This window comes from Anaerotruncus colihominis, assembly GCF_010206195.1.
Classification (GTDB): Bacteria; Bacillota; Clostridia; order Oscillospirales; family Ruminococcaceae; genus Anaerotruncus; species Anaerotruncus colihominis_A.
Genome location: NZ_VIQT01000009.1, coordinates 633,008 through 654,259, shown reverse-complemented (window position 1 = coordinate 654,259; position 21,252 = coordinate 633,008). Strand labels below are relative to the sequence as shown.

The window sequence follows — 21,252 nt, the reverse complement described above, 5'->3', positions numbered from 1 at the left end:
ATGGATAAATATTTTATGGAAAACGGCTATATCAGCCTGAATAAGATGGGCGAGGAGCTGTGCGGCGACCGCGTCGAGGTCAAAAATAATCCCAACGGCGATTTTACAATGGTGCTGGCCGATGGCCTTGGCAGCGGTGTCAAAGCAAATATCCTGTCCACGTTGACTTCAAAGATCATTGCGACGATGATGGATTCGGAAATGACCGTCGAGGACTGCGTCAACACGATCGCGCAGACGCTTCCGGTCTGTTCGGTGCGTCAGGTCGCCTATGCGACGTTTACAGCGATCCAGGTACATAAAAACGAGGTACGGCTCGTCCAGTACGACAATCCCGATGTGATTATGCTGCGCGACGGTAAGAGCTTCGACTATGAAAAGACGGAACGCGTCATAGCGGGCAAACGAATTTTTGAATCGCGCTTTCCGGTGCGCCTGGGCGATGTGTTTATCGCGATGAGCGACGGTGTCATTCATGCCGGCGTCGGGCAGTCGCTCAACTTCGGATGGGAACGGCCGAATGTCGTTGAATACACGGAGCGAAAATACACGCCCGGCATGTCCGCAAAGGCGATCGCGTCGCTGATCAGCGACGCGTGCCGGGAGCTTTATATGGACCGTCCCGGCGACGACACGACCGTGGCCGCGCTGCGCATCCGTGAGCGCGAGCTTGTCAGCCTGATGATCGGCCCGCCGGTCAATCCGGCCGAGGACAAGGAAATTATGGAGGCGTTTTTCGCGCAGGGAGGGAAAACCATTGTCTGCGGCGGCACGACATCGTCGATCGTAGCCCGTTACCTTGGCACGGATGTCAAAACGAAAATCGACTATCTTGATCCGGATATTCCTCCGATCGGTTATATTGAAGGCGTCGACCTGTGCACGGAGGGCGTGCTGACGATGAAACGCGTCGTGGAAATTGCGAAGCGGTATGCGTCCTCATCGGACGCCTACAGCGAATGGATGGCCAAACGCGACGGCGCTTCGTTGATCGCGCAGATGCTGTTTGAGGATGCGACGGATGTCAATCTCTTTGTCGGCCGCGCGATGAATCCGGCGCACCAGAACCCCGATATGCCGATTGATCTCTCAATTAAGCTGCGCCTGATCGACGATCTGGCCCGGTGCCTTGAGAAGATGGGGAAGATCGTTTCGGTTAATTATTATTAGGGATTGTTTTCAAACAAGTCCTGATCGTTTCGCAGAGGGAGGAAACCAGATGGAAACGACAGAAAGAAGTTTTGACACCAATGTGCAGCTTTTAAAATATAAGGTGATCAAGGGGGTTGTCGAGCATTTTGACAAGGGGACGCTTGAAAGCGCATACCGCGATATCCCGCTTGCGATTGCGCCCGGCCCCAAGCCGACCATGCGCTGCTGCGTATACAAGGAGCGCGCTGTTATTACGGAGCGTGTGCGCATGGCAATGGGCGGCGACCGTGAAAACCCGAATGCAGTCGAGGTGATCCGCATCGCCTGCGACGAATGCACGGTGAACCGCTATCACGTCGGTTCGGCATGCCGCGGCTGTATCGCGCACCGCTGCGAGCACGCCTGCCCGACAGGCGCAATTTCCGTGCACGACGGAAAAGCGCACATCGATCAGGAAAAATGCGTCGAATGCGGCCGCTGCGCCACGGCGTGTCCATACTCCGCGATCATGAAGTATACGCGCCCCTGTGAGAACGCGTGTAAAATCAAGGCGATCAGTATGCACCGCGACAATTCCGCAAAGATTGATAATGACAAGTGCATTGCCTGCGGCGCGTGCGTCTATCAATGCCCGTTCGGTGCGATCGTCGATAAGTCGTTTGTGCTGGATGCGCTGACCATGATGCGCGATTCCGAAAACAATGCAAAATACCGTGTATACGCCGTGGTGGCGCCGTCCATCTCCAGTCAGTTCAGTTACGCCAAAACAGGGCAGGTGGTCACAGGTCTCAAAAAGCTCGGCTTTCACAGCGTTGTTGAGGCCGCGCTCGGCGCGGATATGGTCGCGTATGACGAAGCCGCTGAGCTTGTGGAAAAGGGCTTTTTGACAAGCTCCTGCTGTCCCGCGTTTGTCGCCTATGTCAAAAGCGCGTTTCCTGATTTGGCGGACCATATTTCGCACAACCCGTCGCCGATGGAGGCGGTGGCGCGTTTTATTAAGCGCACCGATCCGACAGCGAAATGCATTTTTGTCGGCCCGTGTACGGCCAAGAAAATGGAATTCAGGCAGGAGGCTTGCACGGGGATTGACTGTGTGATCACCTTTGAGGAGCTTCAGGCGCTTTTTGACGTGCGCGGCGTGACAGTCGAGCACTTGGAGGAGAGCGTGCTTGACAACGCCTCGTATTATGGGCGTATCTTCGCCCGCAGCGGCGGCCTTTCCGACGCTGTGGCACAGGCATTGGAAGAGCATGGGATTACCAAGGAGCGGTTTCAAGCCAATCCGATCGCGTGCGACGGTATCGAGGAATGCCGTACCGCGTTGTTTAAGGCGCGCAAGAATATGTTGCCGAATAACTTCATTGAGGGGATGGCCTGCATTGGCGGCTGCATCGGCGGCGCGGCATGTATCACGCACGGTCCCAAGGACAAGAGCGAGGTTAACAAGTACGGCCAGCTTGCGAAGGAAAAAACGATTCTTGACGCAATCGCGGTCACGCGTATCTGATAAGCTAAGAGAAAGAGCCGGACGGCGTAAAACCGTCCGGCTCTTTCTTTCTGTCCTGAAAAAACGCCCTGTATATCCGCGATACGCCGCAGATATACAGGGGTATTGATGTGGCGGGTAGGTTTTTTTACGCTTCGCCCTGCTGTTCGAGCAGACCATCGATCAATTCGACAAGGCCGGCAATTTCAGGCTTGGTGATCTGTGCGTCAGCGCCAAGCTGTTCGCCCTTGATCCGCATTTCCTCATTAATCAGCGAGGAGAACAGAATGACTGGCAGACGCCTGAGCAGGGGATCTTCCTTGATCAGCTTTGTCAGACGATGACCGTCCATCTGCGGCATCTCAATATCAGTCACTACAAGGTTGATATGATCATAGATGGGGTCGCCGCTTACCTTGGCTTCCTCAAGATAATTCCACGCCTCCTGGCCGTTGTCGGTTTTAATGGTGTTGACATAACCGGCGCGGTGCAGACTCTCAATAATCATCTTGGAAAGTAGCATGGAGTCCTCAGCAATCAGGATTTTTTTATCGGAACGTTCACGATTGCCGAGTTGGTCGAGATCCTCAAGCTGGATGCCGGTTTCAGGACAGATTTCCGCGACGATTTTTTCAAAATCAAGAATGGTGATAAGACGATCCTCATATTCGGCAATACCGGTAGCGATTCCCTCGGAGCCGCCGTAGATGATTTTATCGGGTTTTTGAATTTTGCGCCAGGAAATTCGGTCGATCCCTACAACGCTATGTACATGGAAAGCAAAATTCAGGGAGTTAAAATTTGCAATGATAAAAATATCGTGATCAATGTCCTGTGAAGGCGCAAGCCCCAGATAATCCGCCAGGTTGATGACAGTGATCAATTCCTGACGCGGTTTAAAAACGCCCTCAATGACAGGATGCGCGTTTTGCATCGGCTTGACAGCGCAGTACGTCATGATTTCGCGCACTTTGGCGACATTGATTCCAAAGAGTTCGCCACCGACAGTGAATTCCATAATTTCAAGCTCATTGGTTCCGGATTCCAGCAAAATTTCCGTTTGATTATTCATGCCCATAATTACCCTCCTGTGGCCGTGGATTTCACGCGGAAGAGCGAAGACACTCCCTCCGCAAAGACGCCACAATATTATTATCCACCTTCTATTTTACTACATACTGCATAATAGTCAAATAAAAAATGAGTCAAATGAAAAATTTTATCCGAAGCCGTATAGGAATTGGAATAAATGATGTGCTTCATCCCTAGTAAACATGGTATTGATCGTGGATGAGAGCAGGAAAAATTTCAGGGGAGAACGGAATGGATCCAAATGTTACAGGTACCTCTGATTTACCGCCAGATGTGGAGGTTATCGGAGAAGCAGAACCGTTCATCTTTGACCGGGCGGGGAATCTTTCGGATAAAGAGCCTCGACAGAGGGGCCAGCGGGCGTTTTTATGACGATTGAACGGCATGGCCAAACATATGGCGCTCGCAGAGCGCGCCAAAAAGAATGTATGGTCCCATTTTATGGGACCATACATTCTTTTGATATCCATATTGGATTTTGGCCCAAACCCGCTTAACGTCCGCTTCTATATGCTTTCAGCCAAGAACTTATTCGCCAACTTTGCTGATACGGATTTGACAAACCTTATCGCCTTTCGCAATTGTCTCGCCCAGTTCAAAACGGAACTTCGGAAAGGTGCTGATAATACCACGGTCACCGTCCATAGCGATATCGCACAGTGTGGCGATCTCCTCCTCCGGAACACCTAGCTTTTTCCAGGCGTTGACAAGGGGGCAATAGTGGAAATCGATATCCAGATTTTTATCATCCGCCTTTAAAACTTCCATTTCAAAAATATCGACAACATTTTGGTTTGCAAATTCAGGGGCAAAAACCCTCAGGTCATCTGTCTTGGTGTACTTGTGATCGCCGTGAAAACGGCCGCAGGCCAGAATTGCCTCGCGGGCGAAATCATAATCCAAGCCCTTTTTGCGCGCCTCATTGATCAGGGTATAAAACCACGTGGCACGGTGTTCAAATGCTGCGCGCATATCCTCGCAGTGCTGGCCTCTGTTTTCACATTTGTTTTCAATCATGACAATATCTCCTTTATAAATTATAGTCTTTAATTTTCCGATACAGCGAAGCACGGCTGATTCCCAACGACCTCGCAATATCGTCCTTATTGCGGCTCGATTTCAGTTGAGCGGTAATCATATCCCGCTCGATCTCCTTCATAGACTTCACCTTCTCAGGCTGAATTAAATTCAGCTTGGCAAGGTCGTCCATTTTGATCAAGCCGCCGCAATGTGACGCGATCTGATCAATCACGTACTCCGCCTCCTGTACATTGCCCGGCCATGGGTAATGCATAAGAGCGCGATAAACCTCCGGGCTGAACGACATTTTTTCTCCGCCAGCCTGTGCGCAATAAAAATCCCTACCCGAACGGATCAGCGTTTTCAGCAGGTCAGGCTCCTCGCGCAGCGGGGGCAGATGGATGACATTTTCTGATATGCGGTAATACAGATTTTCGTCGAAAAGCCCATTGCGCGCCATTTCCTTTAGATCAGCGTGCGTTGAAAAAATCAATCGCACATTCAACTTGAGTACAACGCCGTTTTCACCGGTGCGCAGAGAGCTTGTCCGAATAAAATCAGCCAGCTTCCCCTGTATGTAAAGAGGGGCCTGATCGATATTATGAAGCAGCAGGGTGCTGTTGTTGGCCAGATACAACCGGCCCAACACTCCAAATATCATATCGTATAACAAATCCCGGTATAAACGGCTGCAATTGATTGTCAGCAGGGGATATTCCTTTCGGTTGGAAAACTGGTGGATACATTTGGCAAGGATATAGCCGCCTGTTCCATGCTCTCCTGTCAGCAAAATCGGTTTATCAGAGATGGAAAGCCGCTTGGCTTCCTCCTCCACCCGCTGCGGAAACAGGCGGCGATTTCCCCATTGAAAGGTCATGTTCCCATTACAATGAACAAGCTCATTGTAATCGCTGCTCATATAGCTTGCGGACTTGAAAATAAGCAGGATGCCTCTGCGTACGCCATCGATATTAATGTTCCGGCAGGAAAGCAGGCCGTAAAAGGCGCTGCCTTCCAAATCCGTTTGAATCAGGCGGTTGTTGATCTCCTGCGGCGTATCCAGCAATTCAAGAACCAGCTTGTGCGGCACCAGCTCGCAAATCGGGCTTCCCGTCAAATCGGTTCTTGAAGGAAAAAATTCCTGAAAGTTGCGGTTGCAATAGGTGACATAACCCAGTTCGTCCACTAAAACAATGGCGTTTTCAATGGTGTCCATCAATATTTCGCGTTCCCGATGAATAATTCTCAGTGCATCATACTCATCGTGATCACGAATTTTACTGGACAGCAAATCAGCCATGTTTTCCAGAAAAGCTACCGAGTTATGGATATCGTCAAAGATGTGCTCCACACGATGCTTTGGGAGAACAAGCGCGATCGCTCCGACCGTCCGGTTCTGGTAACGGATCGGCACGCCGATAAACCCAACCATTTCACATTCGTCATAATCAGGACATCTCCGGCAGCCATCATAATTACGGCGGTCACGTACTGTTACCGTTTCTCCGGTGGCGATCACCCTGCCCACCACAGACGAGGGTTGGATCACTGTGAATTTATCAAAATAACGAAACGTATTGCTGACATTCTTCAATCCGCTGTCCACAATCAAGACGTCCACATCCAGAGTACGGGCGATCACTTCGCCAAACTTGTCGGTATCCTCCTTGATCTCTGCCAGCTTCCTGGTCATTCCAAGCTCCTTTCCGACGCAGGACATATCCTGCGCGGCTTATAATTTGCCCGCCACATAGTCCATCAGGGTTTCGATTTGATAGGACATTGTAACCGCACCCGGATCGAGATTTCCCACGCCCTTATTTGCCTGATAATATGCGCGGCCCCGTACAGCTTCCATCTCCCTGGTGCTTTCCGCTCCCAGCAGGGCAGCCTGTTTAACTCTGGCAAGCGTCTGTTTTTCATCGAGTCCATCGGCGATGCAGCTGCGATAACATGCGACAGCCGGCGCCAGGGCGTCCAGCATGGTTTTCATACCGGGTTTTGCTTTGCCCCGCTTCATAATACCGTTCATCATCGCTTCGAGGATGCCGCAAAGCTCCTCATTCTGAATCGTTTCCTTGCCATTGAGCAGCTTTGCCGCCTCCATATAAGCGGAGCCATACAAGACGCCGCCTGAACCGCCGATCACGGACATCATGATCATGCTGATCTTTTTAAAAGCGTCGAACAGGCTCATTGTTTCCAGTTCGCCGGATGCTTCGACCAGCTTTTCAAACCCCATATTGATATTGGTCCAGTGATCGCCGTCTCCGGTAGCGGAATCAAGCTCTGTGATATAATCGCCGTTGGCATGAATTTTTTCGTATGCTTTTTTGATATATTCCACATACTCCTTCGTCGTTAACTGAAAGCCCATAAGACTATCCCTCCCTTTATTACAGAAGCTTTAGCGCGGTTGTATCGCAAGGGGCGTCCAACAGCTCCTTCAGCTCCTCATCCAGTTTCATCAGCGTCAGCGAGCAGCCCGCCATCTCGATCGCAGTCATATAGTTGCCTACAAAGGTTTTATAGACTTTGATTCCCTTTTGGGCCAGAATATCCTGGACATCATTGTTGAGGATGTACAGCTCCATAAGCGGCGTGCCGCCCAGCCCGTTGACCATCAGCGCCACTTCGCTGCCTATAAAGTCGTAATCATCCAGAATTTTATCCAATAGAATCTGCGCCGTCTCCCTGGCGGATAGCACCTTGGTGCGCTCCACACCAGGTTCGCCATGGATTCCCATGCCGATCTCAATTTCATCGTCCGCCAGTTCAAACCCCGGCTTTCCAACTGCCGGCAGGGTGCAGGGCGTCATCGCCATCCCCATGCTGCGGATGTTGGCGATCGCCTTTTCCGCAGCTGCCTTGACCTCATCGAGATTCGCCCCCATCTCCGCTTTGGCTCCGGCGATCTTATGGACAAAGACTGTACCCGCTATGCCGCGGCGGCCGGTGGAGTAAGTGCTGTCCGGGACGGCAACATCGTCGCGCACCACAACGCTTTCAACGCGTATGCCGTCCATTTCGGCCATTTCCCTGGCCATGTCAAAATTCATGATATCTCCCGAATAATTCTTGATCACCAGCAAAACGCCCGCACCGCTGTCGGCTTCCTGGATACCCTTGATAATACGATCGGGGCTTGGGGAGGAAAACATGTTGCCTGCGACAGCCGCGTCCAGCATCCCCTTGCCGACGTAGCCGGCATGGGCCGGCTCATGGCCGGAACCTCCGCCTGAAACTACCCCCACCTTGTTTGGCGTTTTGCTTTTGCGCGAGATCACTTCAAGCTGTTCGGTGTAACATAATTGGGGATTTGCCTTGGCCAACCCCTTAAGGCATTCGCAAACAACATCATTGGCGTTGTTGATAATTTTTTTCAATGGAAACCCCTCCTCATTTGTTGCCAAGATAGGCTTTCTTAACGCGCGGATCGTTCGCCAGTTCTCCGGCGTCGCCATGCATGGCGATTGTACCGGTTTCCATCACATAGGCGCGATGGGAAATCGACATGGCCATATTGGCGTTTTGTTCGATCAGCAGGATGGTGGTGCCCTGCTTGTTAATCGATTCGATCAGATCAAAAATCTGCAATACAATATTGGGAGCCAAACCGAGCGACGGCTCGTCAAGCATCAGCAGGCGCGGCTCGCACATCAGCGCGCGCCCGATGGCAAGCATCTGCTGCTCGCCGCCCGAAAGGGTTCCCGCCTGCTGCTTCATGCGTTCCTTGAGGCGCGGGAACAAATCGTACACGCGGGTAAAAGAATCCTCAATCGCTTTATCCTTCTTGATATAAGCGCCCAGACGCAGATTTTGCTCTACTGTTAAGGCCGGAAAAACCTCCCGCCCCTCCGGAGAAAGGCTGATCCCCAGCTTCACCATTTGAAACGCAGGCCAATTGGTGATGTTTCTTCCTTCAAATTCCACGCTTCCGGACGAAGAACGCACCAGACCGGCGATAACGCCGAGGGCGGTGCTCTTACCCGCTCCGTTTGAACCGATCAATGAGACAATTTCACTTTGATGCACTTCAAGGTCGATGCCTTTCAAGGCGTGAATACTGCCGTAGAAGGCATGCAGCCCACTGACCTTCAGCATTTTTTCACTCCTCCCAGATAAGCTTCGATCACTCTTTCGTTGTTTGCGATCTCATCAGGCAGGCCCTGCGCGATCGGCTTGCCGTGATCTATCACATAAATACGGTCGGAAACATTCATCACCACGCTCATATCGTGCTCAATCAACACGATGGTATAGCCTTTGCGGGTGAGGGAACGGATAAACTCCATCAGTTCCAGCGATTCCTGTGGGTTCATGCCTGCGGCAGGTTCGTCCAACAGGATTATTTTCGCGTCGGTAGCGATGGCGCGGGCAATTTCCACCTTGCGCTGGTCGCCATACGGCAGGCTGGATGCGTAATCGTCCACATAATGACCAAGACCGATCGAATCCAAAATATCCAGCGCTTTGAGCGTCTGCTTTGCTTCCTCCCGCCGGTAACGTCCAGTGCGGAAAAAGGAATCAAAAAAGCTGTACTGCGTGCGGATATGGGTGCCTACCAATACGTTTTCCACCACGCGCATACTGCCAAACAGGCGGATATTCTGGAAGGTCCGTGAAATACCCGCATCTACAATCTCCTGTGGAGCCAGGTTATGAATGGGGCGGTCTTCAAAAATAATTTCGCCGTCGTCGATCTGGTACACGCCTGTGAGCATGTTGAACACAGTGGTTTTGCCCGCTCCGTTTGGGCCGATCAAGCTGATGACCTCGCCCTGATTGACTTCAAAGCTGACGTGATCCACCGCAATCAGGCCGCCGAATCGCTTTGTGACATTTTTTACGGATAATAAAGCCATTGTAATGGTTTTGGCCCATCCTGATCGGGGCCTGTTTGAAAATAGAGGGATTACCGATTTTTCAAACGGCCTCTGGCCAAGGTCGGGCCGCGCTCCTTTCTCTGCAAAATCCTGCCGCCGTCGCGTCAAGCTTCGGCCGCCCTTTGGGCTTTGCGCTCCTCTAAAGCGATGCGGGTCAGCTTTGGCAGTTTATAGGGCATCTGCGATTTCCAGCCGAGCAGACCCTGCGGACGAAACCGCATCATCACCACAAGGACCAGGCCGTATACAACAAAACGCCAGTCCATCAAAAAGCGCGCTACCTCAGGAAACGCGATCAGAATCGCCGCCCCCAGATACATGCCGCGCATGGTGCCCATGCCGCCTAAAATTACAATGCTGATAATCAGCGTGGAAACGTCAAAGACAAAGGTATTTGGGTCGATAAAGCCGATAACCGGCGCATAGAACGCGCCCGCGAGCCCAGCGATCCCGGCCGAAAAAGCAAAGGATAAAATTTTGAAGCGGGAGGTGTGAATCCCCATCATAGTGGCGGCGAGCTCGTCGTCCTTGATCGCGATGAAAGCGCGGCCGGTTTTTGAGCGGATGAGCACCACGCATACCGCCGATACCAGTAAAACGAGAAGCAGCATCAGATAGTACAGGCCGTTGTTGGCCAGTGTCAGATCCAGACCGAACAGATTCGGCTTGGGAATATTTTTCAGACCCATTGGGCCGTTGGTGACATCCGTCCAGTTGAGGAGCACCATTTTAACAATCTCTCCGAAGCCAAGCGTTACGATGGTAAGATAACTGCCTGAAAGGCGCATGGTCGGAAGCCCCAGAAGAAAACCGCACAGCGCCGTTATGAGCGCACCCGCAATAAACGAAATAATAAAGCTGCATCCCAGGTTGATGGACATCAGCGAGGAAACATATGCGCCGATCGCAAAAAATCCCGCATGGCCGAGAGAAACCTGCCCTGTATAACCAGTGAGCAGATTCAATCCCAGCGCCAGCATCGAGTAAATACCAATCATGATAAAAATACGGATTAAGTATTGGCTCAAGCCCAACAGGGGCAGACCAAGCAGTATGACAGCCGCCGCAGCCCAAATCGGCAGCTTATATTTTTCACAGAAGGACTCCATTGAGAATATGAATCCTCTGTGTTTGCCCAGGCGGCTTTCTGTAGGTTTTAAAATTTTCCCCATGATTTCACACCTTTGTAATAGCTTTCTTGCCAAACAGGCCGGTTGGGCGTACAATCAATACAATGATCAAAATGATAAACGCAATGGAATCGCGGTAGGTGGAACCAAGAAACGTTGCGCCCAGGCTTTCGGACACGCCCACCACCAAGCCGCCGATCACAGCGCCGGGCAGGGAACCGATGCCGCCCAAAATCGCTGCGGCAAACGCTTTCAGCCCGGCCATAAATCCCATGGTTGGGTAAACGATCTGATAATATCCGCTGATAAGCGAGCCGGCGATCGCAGCGGAAGCGCCGGTCAGAAAAAACGTCACCGAAATCACAAAGTTGACATTGATGCCCATCAGGTTGGCCGCTTTTGTATTTTGTTCGGTAGCGCGCATGGCCAGGCCAATTTTTGTCTTTTCAATGATGGTTGTCAGCACCAGCAGCAGAATTAGGGAAACCACGCACATCATCAGCTGCGTGGAATGGATTTGAATCGAACCGATGCTGATCATTCCAAAATCGAAAAGGGCCGGAAAAGAACGCCGCTGGCTTCCATAAAAAATCGTCAGCAGGTTTTGGATAATCTGCGAGATGCCGATCGTGGTGATCAGCGATGCAATCGGCATCGAATTCTTTTTTCGCAGTGGGGCCAGGGCCGCTTTATCCACCAGGATATCTAAGATACCTGTGAGGATAATCGCAAGCACGATCGCAAAAAACAAACCGAATTGAAAACCGGCGAAGGACACTGCCATATGTGCGCCGAATGCATAGATGGAACCATGTGAAAAATTGGTCAGCCTTAAAATACCAAAGACGAGGGAATAGCCCACCGCAATCAGAGCATATGCCATCCCAAGTGCCAGACCATTAAAAAGTTGCTGTATAACCACAGTCGTCACTGTTGAGATCCGCGAGGACCTCAACATACTCCTTCCTGTTTACTTGTTCCCAGGAGTATGCCTGAACCACTCAGGCATAGGCTTCATGAACAGGCGAACATACTCCGCGGGAATCAGGAAAAACTCCCGTTTCGGGGCATATGCCAAAAACACGCGCTGGTTCTTTGGCCGAATTGTTTGACTTTGCCAAAATCCAGATGCGTTCCGGCGATGCAAACGCCCCTTTGTGTTTGTGAAGGAGGCCCCAGGGCGGTATCCCCTGGGGCGGTCCGTCTCCCTTTGCCGGGCTTTTATGTCAGCTCGACAAACTTGCCGTCTTGAATTTCGACTTTTACAAACGCCTTGTGAACGTCGCCGATTTCATCAAACTGCGTGTCGCCTGTCACGCCGGGATAGTTCAGCTTGTAAAGCTCGTCTTTTACAGCGGCGCTGTCTGTGGCGCCGGCGGCTTTGATCGCTTCCAACAGCATGCCCGTGGAATCATATGCCTGTGAGGTCAGCGCGCTTGGCTCTGAACCAAACTGTGCGGTATAGGTTTCGACATATTCCTTGATGACCGGATCTTCGGAACCGGAAAAGAAGATAACGGGGAACCGCACGCCGTTGACAGCCTCTCCGCCAAGCTCAATCAGCTGCTGGCTGTAAGCGTTGGAGAATGCGACGATGCTGATATCGGGATTAACCTGCTTATACTGCTTGGCTACCGGACCTACCAGGCTGTACATGCCGCAGCAAATTACAACATCAGCGCCGGCCGCGTCGAGCTTGGTGATTGCAGGGCTGTAATCGTCGGAACCCTCCATCACATCCTCGCGGGCAACAATCGTAGCGCCGCTTTCGCCGTATTCGCCGGCAATCAGTTCCTCTACGATGGACGCCGTGTTCTGGCCCCAATCGGTCTGGATCGCGATAATGCCGATGTTCTTCTTTCCCAGGTCGTTGATCGCGATATCCAGGCTGGCGGACGCCTCAACGTTTATAACGGTGTTGTTGCGGAATATGTAATCACCGATTCCGGAATAATCCGGATGTGAGGACGATGGGGAAATCTCAATGATTTGATTTTCCTGATAAACCGGCGCGGCAACCATGCACACGCCGGACGCAAAATGTCCGATTACGCCGGCAATCGTTCCATCGCTCACAATCTTTTGTGCAATCGATGCCGCTTCTTCAGAGGAATTTTTGTCGTCATACTGCACAATCTCGATCTGACGGCCCAACACGCCGCCCTGTGCGTTCCATTTTTCCGCCATCAGGGTGGCGGCATTGTAAAAACCAATGCCATACTCCGCATTGTCGCCGGTCATAGGGGCTGCAACTGCAATCCGGACAGGATCGCCTGCGGCGGGCGCTGCAGGCTCCGTCGCAGCCGCCCCGCCGGAGGCCTGAGAAGAAACAGGGGCGGATGCATTGCCGCAGCCGGCCATAGCGGCCAGCATCATAGACATCGCTAATGTGATACTGAGAAATTTTTTCATCTTTCCAATTTGGTCATCTGTGCCAATGCGGCGCATCACGCATTTTCTGATGACCATCCTCCCTTTGTCAATCATTTTTTGTTATTTTGTATAGATCGCTCCCAAACAGATTCCTTACCCTTTACGCTCCCACCATGATGCGCAAAATCTCCTCGTCGGTGGTCTGCATACCGTCCTTGGCCATCCGGGTTATGCTGGCAATCGTCTCCTCAATCGTCGGCTTGATTAAGCCCTCCTCGGGCCGAAAGCCGCGCTGTTTCATCGCCATGGCGCAGCCGAGGATCGCCGCGTCCAGACTGGACGCAATTTTCGCGGCGCATGATGGCTTTGCCCCGTCACAAACGATCCCGGATACATTGCCCAGCGTGTTGACAATCGTCTGGGAAATAACCGCTTCATCACCACCCTTCAGATAAGCGATCGCGGCTCCTGCTCCGGCCGCAGCACTGACTGCTCCGCAGAAGGCTGAAAGACGCCCCATGCGGGACTTGATATGGATTGCGGTCAAATTGCTGATGCACAAGGCCCGGTAAAGCTTTTCCTGCTCTGCCTGCAATTCCCTGGCATATTCAATTACCGGCAGCGAAACCGTCATGCCCTGATTGCCGCTGCCGGAATTGATAACCACCGGCAGCTCGCAGCCGCCCATACGGGCGTCCGAGCCGGCGGCTGCCACAGCCCGCGCGCGCACCTCGATATCGTTTCCATATGCGTCGATCAGTGTTTTGCCCACACATGCGCCATAGGAGTTTTTCAGCCCCTCCTGAGAAATACTGGTGTTATCCTGAATCTGGCGGTCAAGAATTTCTTTTACATCGTCAATTTTAACCGTCCGGGCAAAATCGCAGATATCGGAGATATTGAGGCAGCTATAATCAGTCTGCCGGCCTTCATCCTCCTCGCTGTGCGGGATATCTGTCAGTACTTTGCAGTCCTTTTCCACATGAACAATATTGGTATGGCTATGGATAATTTCTACCATCGCGCTGTGTTCTCCCGCGAACAGCCGCGCAATAATATGCAGCTTGGCAGGGCTGTCCAGCCATTTCGTCTCACAAATGCCTTTTGAAAGCCACTCCTTCGCGATTGCAAGATGCTTTTCGGAGACGCCGGAGAGCACCTCCAAGCCCTTGGATGGATCTCCACCCACAATACCTATGATTGCCGCAGCTTCCATACCGCGCAGATTTTTGGTGGTGGGCACGATCACGCCTTTTACATTTTTGATGATATTTCCGCTGCACTCCACAACGATGCGGTCGGGAAGCATACCGAGTACATCGCGCGCCTTGGCCGCTGCAAAAGCGATTGCTATCGGTTCGGTGCATCCCAGCGCCGGAACCAGCTCCTCCTGAAGAATCTTCAGATAATTTTGGTAAGCTTCTCGTGTCACTTTATTTTACCTCCACATTTTGAAATGTATTATTTTGATACTATCTTGTTTTTGGTAGCTGTATTATAATTACCACAAGAAATATTTCAAGTGTTTCTGTCGATTTAAAATATGTTTAAGGGATATTTCTCTATTATAAACATGTGATTTTTATAGAAAGTAGCAAAAATGAATAACAAAATATGTCTTATTTTGATACTATTGAACTTTTGAGTCTCTCTTAATAAGAACAGAATCTGCTCTTTTGGTCTCAAAATGAGACAAAAATTGTTCGATCGGATTTGAGGCGCAGAAGATCGCGAGCCTGTGAGAATACCCCCCGTCCTGTTTGAACGACCTGCATAACAGAGAAAGGGCGTAGCCCGCAGGCTACGCCCTTTCTCAAAATACCTTGAACAATACGAGATCCTAAATTGAACCGCCTCAAGGCGGCTGCTTTTAAAGCTGTTTTATTCTGACTGTGATGTGCTGTCGATTGATCGCCGGATAAATGGGAAAACTCCTCCGTAAGCGCGTCAAAATAGGCCGGTTCGCCGTCGGACAGGTGCGCAAACCAGCGCACGAAAGCTATTTTTGTATGTCTGCTTCTGCGTTATGAAGTCCCATAATCGCGTCGACCGGCAGGGAAAAAAGAACGCCGCGGCAGTCTGTCGCCAAGCCGGCGGCTTTGTTCACTGCCTGCATAATCGCCTGTTTTTGCGCACGCGGCGAGAGAATCATGACAATTTCCCGTTCCGGCTCAATTGTGATGCCAAGAAGATTTTTAATGTCCTCCTCGCCGACCTCGCGCGCATGAAGAACGGTGCCGCCGCCTGCGCCTGCGGCACGTGCGGCACGCATGACGGTATCTGTGCATCCATGGTTTACAATTGCTAAGATCAAATCATACTGAACGCTTGCTTCCAATTCATTCCCTCCATTTTCAGTTGACAGGAATTCCGGCCTACAGGTTGACTTGGGAATATGCCCGCTGACGCCGGACAACGGCAAGGCGCATAAAATCCCCATTCCGGGATGCATGATCCGGAAACGTTCACCGGCTTTTTGCATGACGCTGTGTAGCTTAACGGCCGGCGTAGGCGTAAAAACAACGTCCTTTTGCGTTTCGCTCAACCCAAAATAGTCCAGGATTTCGCTGTTGGCCGTGCCGAGTCCCAGGCAGATATAATTGAAATAGAGATGCTCAGACCGATAAAGCGCAGCCGCTTTGGCGCCCTTTCCGCGGTCGACAATCGTAATCAGAAGCTTGATCAGATGCTGTTCCATTTACAAATCCTCCTGCGATGCTTGTGCATTGGCCGCGTCGGTATAGTCGATGACCTCATCGTCGATTGCTGAAATGGCGGCGGCTTCAGCCTTTTTGAGCCTGCGTTTGTAGTCAAGCCCGACGATCTGGATCGTAATCAGCGGCGTCATTGCGACCATGGCCACAATGCCGAATGCATCCATCAAAACATCGCCGCCGAGCGATTCGCACGCGCCCATCGCAAACGGGAGCAAAAAGGTCGCCGTCATGGGACCGCTTGCGACGCCGCCCGAGTCAAACGCGATTGCGGTAAACATCTTTGGGACAACGAACATCAGGCCAAGTGCAAGTGCGTAACCCGGGACAAGAAACCAGAGGATGGAAATCCCGGTGAGGACGCGCGCCATTGAAAGTCCGATGGAAACCGCTACGCCGATGGAAAGGCTCAGACGCATCACATGCTGTGAAATCGCGCCGCTGGTGGTTTCTTCGACCTGTTTGTTGAGAACGTGGACAGCTGGCTCGGCTGTGACGATAAAATAACCGACGATCATTCCAAGCGGCATCAGTATCCATTTTTGCGGCAGGCTGGCCATCTCGCCGCCGATGAAATAACCGGCTGGCATAAATCCGACGTTCGCGCCGGTCAAAAACAGTACAAGCCCGATAAACGTATAGGACATGCCGATCAGGATTTTGACAATTGCGTGCCGCCGCAGGCGCAGCGCCGCAAACTGGAAAATTGCGAACAGAATGAGGATAGGCAAAAGCCCGAATATAACCTCGTGGATATAGGTGGGGAAGCCGGCGGCAAATTGTTTGCCGACATCCTGCGACGTAAAGACGGTTGGAATTGAAAAGGGGGTGTAATTGACCGAGGTGGAGCTGTAGCAAAGCCCTAAAAGCATAACTGCGAGAATAGGACCAGTGCTGCACAGTGCAACCATACCAAAGTTGTTTTCATTATTGCCGTGCGCGCCTGCCATACCGATGCCAAGCGCCATGATAAACGGCACGGTGATTGGACCGGTGGTAACGCCGCCCGAATCGAACGCAACCGCCAAAAAGGCGCGTGGAACAAAAACAGCCAGCACAAAAACAGCCAGATAAAGAATCAGCAGCATGGTACGCAGCTGAATCCGGATCTTGGTGCGCAGCATTGCCACGGCCAAAAATACGCCGACGCCGGCAGCGACTGTCAGGATGATGGTCATATCGGGCACGGCGGGCACCTGCCGCGCGAGCACCTGTAAATCGGGCTCTGCGATTGTGACGACTGCGCCGATCAGAAAACAGACGATTACGGCGAGCGCCGTCCGGTTGTGACCGACAAGCTTTCTCCCCATCCCATCGCCCATCGGCATCATGGCGATATCTGCGCCGAGTGAGAAAAAGCCCATCCCAATAATCAGCAGCGCCGCGCCAAAAATAAACAGCATCAGCGTGCCGGTCGGCATGGGCGTCAGCGTAAAGCTCAGGAGAAGAACGATCAATGTGATTGGGAGAACGGAGGAGAGTGCCTCATTAATTTTCAGTTTTAAGTTTTTCCTCATGCATGCACCTCTCTTTCATTTATAAGGTCTGAAAGTATAATATTACAATTTTACATTATAACATATGCAGCTGTAAAACGGAATTGGAATAGGAAAATTTACAATAAACACCTTGCCCTGAGTGGAAATGATTGCTCGATTGTTCCTGATGTGGTATGATGAAAGCAATCGGACTGCCAGCAAGTCAGGAGGGGTATCATGACGATTCGTGAAATCGAGCGCGCTGCCGCAGGGCTGCGCGACGTAATCCACAGCATCCCGGTCAGTTCCTCAAAGACATTTTCAGATATGAGCGGCGCGGAACTGTATATGAAATGTGAAAATCTGCAAAAGACAGGTTCCTTCAAGGTGCGCGGCGCGTATAACAAAATAGCCCGTCTGGCTGGTGAGGGCGTGCGCGAAGTGGTTGCTTCAAGCGCGGGCAATCATGCGCAGGGCGTCGCCTTCGCGTCAACGTCGCTCGGCGTCCAATCAACGATTGTAATGCCGCGCAGCGCCCCGTTGGCAAAGGCTGCCGCCACGGAAGGCTACGGCGCGCGGGTACTGCTTTATGGCGACTGTTATGACGAAGCCTACAGCAAGGCGCTTGAAATCCAGCAGGAAACAGGAGCGGTGTTCGTCCACCCCTTTAATGACGAGGATGTTGTGGCCGGACAGGGGACCATCGCTTTGGAAATCCTGCGGGATATCCCAACCGTTGACACAGTGATCATTCCGGCGGGCGGCGGCGGATTGCTGGCGGGTATGGCGTTTTGTATCAAGCAGATTAATCCGCGTATCCAGGTGGTCGGCGTACAGGCGCAGGGCGCCGACGCCATCGTGCGTTCCTTCCGCGAAAAAAAGCTTGTGACCACAAAGACCTCCACAACGATTGCTGACGGTATCGCCGTCCGCGTTCCGGGCGATCTGACCGTCGGATTGATCGCGCAGTATGTCGATGAGATGGTCACAGTTAACGATGATGAAATCGCCGAGGCGATTTTGCTGCTGCTTGAGCGTACAAAAATGGTGGTGGAGCCTGCGGGCGCGGCGTCCCTGGCGGCTGCGATCAACCGCAAGCTTGATCTTTCGGGCCGGCGTGTTGTGTGCCTGCTCTCCGGCGGCAACATCGACATGGGCTTTATTCAAAAGATTGTGGAGCGCGGCCTTGTCGCACGCGGGCGGCAGCTTCAGTTTACAACGATCCTTCCTGATATCCCCGGTACGCTTGGTCATTTCACCGCGCTGCTTGCCAAGACAGGCGCCAACATCACCGTGCTGTCGCACGACCGTATGCACGCGGATCTGCATCTCAACGAGACGTTTGTGCGCGTTACCTGTGAGGTGGGAGGCCGTGAGCACGGAAAAGAGGTGGTGCGGACACTGGAGAGCAACGGTTACCGCGTCATTTTAGACTGACCGCCTGAGGAGCATAAAACGCAGATACAGAAAAAGCCGCGTCAAAAGGCCGCGGCTTTTTTCAGTGGACGCCTTTACTTTACATAGATAACATAATCATCCTTGCGCGGGGCGGCTTCGCCCAGCTCCTGCGCCGGATAGCCGAGAATACAGGAGCCAACGGTGATATAATCGTCGCCGATACCCAGCCGCTTTTTCAAAGCTTTACCTTCATCGGTTGCAAAAATCTTTTTGCCGCAGTTAATCCAGCACGATCCAAGACCGATGGAGGCGGCGGCAAGGAACATATTTTCCAGTGCGAGGCAGCCGTCCGCGAAAGGTTCGGAACAGCCCTCCTTTGCAAATACCAGGATGATGGTCGGAGCGCCGTAATAGGGGCTGCTGTCGGCGTTTTTGACCTTCATGCCGAGCGCGGCCAATTCGTCAAGCACCTCTTTTTTCTGTACAGCTACAAAAACCTGCGATTGCTGATTATTGGCGCTTGGTGCGTATTGGCCAGCCTTGAGAACAGTTTCAAGCTCGTCGTCGGTGATCTGTTCAGGCTTGTAGGCGCGTACGCTTCTCCTGGCATAGATCGTTTTAAGTGTTTCGTTCATCATTTACGGTTCCTCCCTGCTGTTTCATATTTGTACTTTCCATTTTAATACGCCGGAGATAAAAAAACAAGGCTATCCTGCTAACGGATAGCCCTGTTTCATTCGATCAGGATCGCCGACGGGCCGGCAGGCAGCACCTCGCCGATGACGCGCGCCCATGGCGCCGCGTCCGGCAGGCTGCGCATCAGCGCGCGCGCCTCGGATTCCGGCAGCGACAGCAACAGGCCGCCGGAGGTCTGTGGGTCAAAGGCCAGATCGCGCAGCTCACGCGGAACGTGATCCGCAAAAGAGACCTTCCCTTCCAGATAGACGCTGTTTGCATAAGCGCCCGCGGGCAGAACGCCCATTGACGCAAGCTCCCTGGCCTGTCCAAGCAGAGGAAATTCCTTTGCAAACAGCCGGATGGTGACGCCCGAACCATCGGCCATTTCAAACGCATGGCCGAGCAAGCCGAAGCCGGTAACATCGGTGCAGGCGTTAATCTGGAACGGCGCGGCCGCTTCAGCGGCAGCGCGGTTGAGCGTCGCCATGCTTTCAATCGCCGGGGCGAACTGCTCGGGCGTCAAAAGATCCGCCTTGGCCGCCGTGTTCAAAACGCCCACGCCGAGCGGTTTTGTCAGGATGAGCCAGTCGCCGGGATGCGCACCCGCGTTTGTCAGTATTTTGTGAGGATCGACAAATCCACTGACGCACAGCCCGTATTTCGGTTCGTTGTCCTGAATGGTGTGGCCGCCCGCAAGAACAGCGCCAGCCTCTTTGACCTTGTCGCAGCCGCCTGCGAGGATTTCGCGCACGGTTTGCTTGTCGAGGCAGGTTGGATAGCAAAGTAGATTCATCGCCAGCTTCGGCGTGCCGCCCATCGCATAGACATCGGACAGCGCGTTCGCCGCGGCGATCTGCCCAAAGGCATACGGATCGTCGACAACCGGCGGAAAAAAGTCGACTGTCTGCACAAGTGCGAGCGTATCGCTGACGCGGTATACGCAGGCGTCGTCGCTCTTATCAAATCCGACAAGCAGATCCGGATCGTTAAAAGTTGGTAAGCTGCACAAAACTTGTGCAAGGACCCCTGGTCCGATTTTAGCCGCTCAACCGGCGCTGGCAGTCATCTGCGTCAGACGCTTCTGGTTTTCCGCCATACAATCAAGCCTCCTTTTCGATGGATATTTTATGATGTCCGCAAAGCGGCATGATAAAATCGGCCATCAGGGCGGCAGCGGGCCGCGCCCGCAAATCGCCCTGGCCATATACAAAGAATAAAATAAATGCCTTGCATTTATTTTATCATAACCGAATTGCCGCTAAAATACAAGGGGTTTGACAGCCTGACCGCTATATCCTGAGCTGCTTACCAGCGGTGGACGATCAGGCAGGCTTCTGTCATCCCCATGTCATAACAAAATCAGGCTCTCCGGTCGTCTCGTCCACGCCTTCCGAGGCAATGGAAAGCCCCTCCCGCTGATAAAAAGCCACCGCGCGGCGATTCGCCTGGTAGACATGCAGAAAAAAGGTGGAATACCTGCTTTTGATATGGTTGAGGAGCTTTTTCCCAATTCCAAGAGAACGGGACTTGGCGTCCACAAAAATCCCGGCAAGGTAATTTCCCTGCATCCCAACAAAGCCCAGAATTTCGCCGTCTGCCTCGTATACATATCCATTGGCCTGCAGAAGCTGTTCATATACGCTTGGAGCATTTGATTCCCAGAATTTTGCCGGGATAAAGTCATGAGCCTGCAAATTTCCATTCAGCCAGAGTTGCATTGCCCGCTGTGAATCGCGGGACTGCATATTCCGTATCATGCTTTTCCGCCTTCATTAAAAATTACGCTTTAACGGCTTTTATCATATCATACCAGCTTGCGTTCAGCAAGCCGCAGCCTGCGTTATT

The 21,252-nt window shown here is 52.3% G+C and carries 19 protein-coding genes; 3 read left to right on the top strand and 16 right to left on the bottom strand.

The window, feature by feature from the left end; translation table 11 throughout:
* Together FMM72_RS07365 and FMM72_RS07360 are read left to right on the top strand one after the other, a co-directional pair.
* Positions 1-1,170, top strand: coding sequence for a SpoIIE family protein phosphatase (locus FMM72_RS07365; RefSeq protein WP_162221024.1), 1,170 nt, complete (start codon positions 1-3; stop codon positions 1,168-1,170).
* Between the two features lie 49 nt (positions 1,171-1,219).
* Entirely contained in the window at positions 1,220-2,659 is a 1,440-nt protein-coding gene (locus FMM72_RS07360) for a 4Fe-4S dicluster domain-containing protein (protein WP_160210086.1), read from the top strand.
* A gap of 127 nt (positions 2,660-2,786) precedes the next feature.
* On the opposite strand, the gene FMM72_RS07355 is transcribed toward FMM72_RS07360, so the two are convergent.
* The 13 genes from FMM72_RS07355 to FMM72_RS07295 all read right to left on the bottom strand — a co-directional run bounded on the left by FMM72_RS07355 (position 2,787) and on the right by FMM72_RS07295 (position 17,370).
* On the bottom strand, positions 2,787-3,716 hold the full coding sequence (locus FMM72_RS07355; RefSeq protein WP_160210085.1) for a chemotaxis protein: 930 nt from the start codon (positions 3,714-3,716) through the stop codon (positions 2,787-2,789).
* A 542-nt stretch (positions 3,717-4,258) separates the two neighbouring features.
* The gene (locus FMM72_RS07350; protein WP_160210084.1) at positions 4,259-4,747 is read right to left on the bottom strand and encodes an L-2-amino-thiazoline-4-carboxylic acid hydrolase; all 489 of its coding nucleotides are present in this window, start codon (positions 4,745-4,747) and stop codon (positions 4,259-4,261) included.
* Between the two features lie 13 nt (positions 4,748-4,760).
* A complete protein-coding gene (locus tag FMM72_RS07345; protein ID WP_162221023.1) occupies positions 4,761-6,443 on the bottom strand; it encodes a sigma 54-interacting transcriptional regulator in 1,683 nt (560 codons plus the stop codon).
* A 39-nt stretch (positions 6,444-6,482) separates the two neighbouring features.
* Positions 6,483-7,127 carry a dihydroxyacetone kinase subunit DhaL gene (gene dhaL / locus FMM72_RS07340; RefSeq protein WP_162221022.1) on the bottom strand — a complete coding sequence of 215 codons (645 nt, stop codon included), beginning with the start codon at positions 7,125-7,127 and terminating at the stop codon, positions 6,483-6,485.
* A 19-nt stretch (positions 7,128-7,146) separates the two neighbouring features.
* On the bottom strand, positions 7,147-8,136 hold the full coding sequence (dhaK, locus tag FMM72_RS07335; RefSeq protein WP_162221021.1) for a dihydroxyacetone kinase subunit DhaK: 990 nt from the start codon (positions 8,134-8,136) through the stop codon (positions 7,147-7,149).
* 13 nt (positions 8,137-8,149) lie between these two features.
* Positions 8,150-8,854 (bottom strand): ABC transporter ATP-binding protein, encoded by a 705-nt coding sequence (locus FMM72_RS07330; protein ID WP_160210080.1) that lies wholly within the window; start codon positions 8,852-8,854, stop codon positions 8,150-8,152.
* Positions 8,848-9,615 (bottom strand): ABC transporter ATP-binding protein, encoded by a 768-nt coding sequence (locus tag FMM72_RS07325; RefSeq protein WP_160210079.1) that lies wholly within the window; start codon positions 9,613-9,615, stop codon positions 8,848-8,850. The genes FMM72_RS07330 and FMM72_RS07325 overlap by 7 nt, the downstream gene beginning before the upstream one ends.
* Before the next feature lie 125 nt (positions 9,616-9,740).
* Positions 9,741-10,745 carry a branched-chain amino acid ABC transporter permease gene (locus FMM72_RS07320; RefSeq protein ID WP_306815396.1) on the bottom strand — a complete coding sequence of 335 codons (1,005 nt, stop codon included), beginning with the start codon at positions 10,743-10,745 and terminating at the stop codon, positions 9,741-9,743.
* 67 nt (positions 10,746-10,812) lie between these two features.
* Positions 10,813-11,688 carry a branched-chain amino acid ABC transporter permease gene (locus FMM72_RS07315; RefSeq protein WP_162221019.1) on the bottom strand — a complete coding sequence of 292 codons (876 nt, stop codon included), beginning with the start codon at positions 11,686-11,688 and terminating at the stop codon, positions 10,813-10,815.
* Between the two features lie 299 nt (positions 11,689-11,987).
* Entirely contained in the window at positions 11,988-13,235 is a 1,248-nt protein-coding gene (locus tag FMM72_RS07310; protein WP_347561258.1) for an ABC transporter substrate-binding protein, read from the bottom strand.
* A 64-nt stretch (positions 13,236-13,299) separates the two neighbouring features.
* Positions 13,300-14,571: a serine dehydratase subunit alpha family protein gene (locus FMM72_RS07305; RefSeq protein WP_162221018.1), complete on the bottom strand. Its 1,272-nt coding sequence runs from the start codon at positions 14,569-14,571 to the stop codon at positions 13,300-13,302.
* A gap of 567 nt (positions 14,572-15,138) precedes the next feature.
* Positions 15,139-15,837: a transcriptional regulator gene (locus FMM72_RS07300; protein WP_162221017.1), complete on the bottom strand. Its 699-nt coding sequence runs from the start codon at positions 15,835-15,837 to the stop codon at positions 15,139-15,141.
* A complete protein-coding gene (locus FMM72_RS07295) occupies positions 15,838-17,370 on the bottom strand; it encodes a DUF1538 domain-containing protein (protein ID WP_162221016.1) in 1,533 nt (510 codons plus the stop codon).
* A gap of 198 nt (positions 17,371-17,568) precedes the next feature.
* Between FMM72_RS07295 and ilvA the strand changes: the two genes are divergently transcribed.
* A complete protein-coding gene (gene ilvA, locus FMM72_RS07290) occupies positions 17,569-18,768 on the top strand; it encodes a threonine ammonia-lyase (protein ID WP_160210073.1) in 1,200 nt (399 codons plus the stop codon).
* A 74-nt stretch (positions 18,769-18,842) separates the two neighbouring features.
* Here the strand turns inward: ilvA and FMM72_RS07285 are convergent, their stop codons facing one another.
* The 3 genes from FMM72_RS07285 to FMM72_RS07275 all read right to left on the bottom strand — a co-directional run bounded on the left by FMM72_RS07285 (position 18,843) and on the right by FMM72_RS07275 (position 21,164).
* Complete coding sequence (locus FMM72_RS07285) at positions 18,843-19,367, bottom strand: nitroreductase family protein (RefSeq protein WP_180322895.1); 525 nt, start codon at positions 19,365-19,367, stop codon at positions 18,843-18,845.
* A gap of 95 nt (positions 19,368-19,462) precedes the next feature.
* Positions 19,463-20,503, bottom strand: a complete 1,041-nt coding sequence (gene selD / locus FMM72_RS07280) for a selenide, water dikinase SelD (protein WP_162221015.1) — start codon at positions 20,501-20,503, stop codon at positions 19,463-19,465.
* A gap of 241 nt (positions 20,504-20,744) precedes the next feature.
* Positions 20,745-21,164, bottom strand: a complete 420-nt coding sequence (locus FMM72_RS07275) for a GNAT family N-acetyltransferase (protein WP_160210071.1) — start codon at positions 21,162-21,164, stop codon at positions 20,745-20,747.
* Between the last annotated feature and the right edge of the window lie 88 nt (positions 21,165-21,252).

Coding starts and splice junctions, on each gene's coding strand:
- FMM72_RS07360 (WP_160210086.1), top strand. CDS start 1,220: ATGGAAACGACAGAAAGAAGTTTTGACACCAATGTGCAGCTTTTAAAA.
- dhaL (WP_162221022.1), bottom strand. CDS start 7,127: ATGGGCTTTCAGTTAACGACGAAGGAGTATGTGGAATATATCAAAAAA.
- FMM72_RS07330 (WP_160210080.1), bottom strand. CDS start 8,854: ATGCTGAAGGTCAGTGGGCTGCATGCCTTCTACGGCAGTATTCACGCC.
- FMM72_RS07295 (WP_162221016.1), bottom strand. CDS start 17,370: ATGAGGAAAAACTTAAAACTGAAAATTAATGAGGCACTCTCCTCCGTT.
- FMM72_RS07365 (WP_162221024.1), top strand. CDS start 1: ATGGATAAATATTTTATGGAAAACGGCTATATCAGCCTGAATAAGATG.
- FMM72_RS07325 (WP_160210079.1), bottom strand. CDS start 9,615: ATGGCTTTATTATCCGTAAAAAATGTCACAAAGCGATTCGGCGGCCTG.
- FMM72_RS07300 (WP_162221017.1), bottom strand. CDS start 15,837: ATGGAACAGCATCTGATCAAGCTTCTGATTACGATTGTCGACCGCGGA.
- FMM72_RS07275 (WP_160210071.1), bottom strand. CDS start 21,164: ATGATACGGAATATGCAGTCCCGCGATTCACAGCGGGCAATGCAACTC.
- ilvA (WP_160210073.1), top strand. CDS start 17,569: ATGACGATTCGTGAAATCGAGCGCGCTGCCGCAGGGCTGCGCGACGTA.
- FMM72_RS07310 (WP_347561258.1), bottom strand. CDS start 13,235: ATGGTCATCAGAAAATGCGTGATGCGCCGCATTGGCACAGATGACCAA.
- FMM72_RS07350 (WP_160210084.1), bottom strand. CDS start 4,747: ATGATTGAAAACAAATGTGAAAACAGAGGCCAGCACTGCGAGGATATG.
- FMM72_RS07320 (WP_306815396.1), bottom strand. CDS start 10,745: ATGGAGTCCTTCTGTGAAAAATATAAGCTGCCGATTTGGGCTGCGGCG.
- FMM72_RS07355 (WP_160210085.1), bottom strand. CDS start 3,716: ATGGGCATGAATAATCAAACGGAAATTTTGCTGGAATCCGGAACCAAT.
- FMM72_RS07345 (WP_162221023.1), bottom strand. CDS start 6,443: ATGACCAGGAAGCTGGCAGAGATCAAGGAGGATACCGACAAGTTTGGC.
- FMM72_RS07285 (WP_180322895.1), bottom strand. CDS start 19,367: ATGATGAACGAAACACTTAAAACGATCTATGCCAGGAGAAGCGTACGC.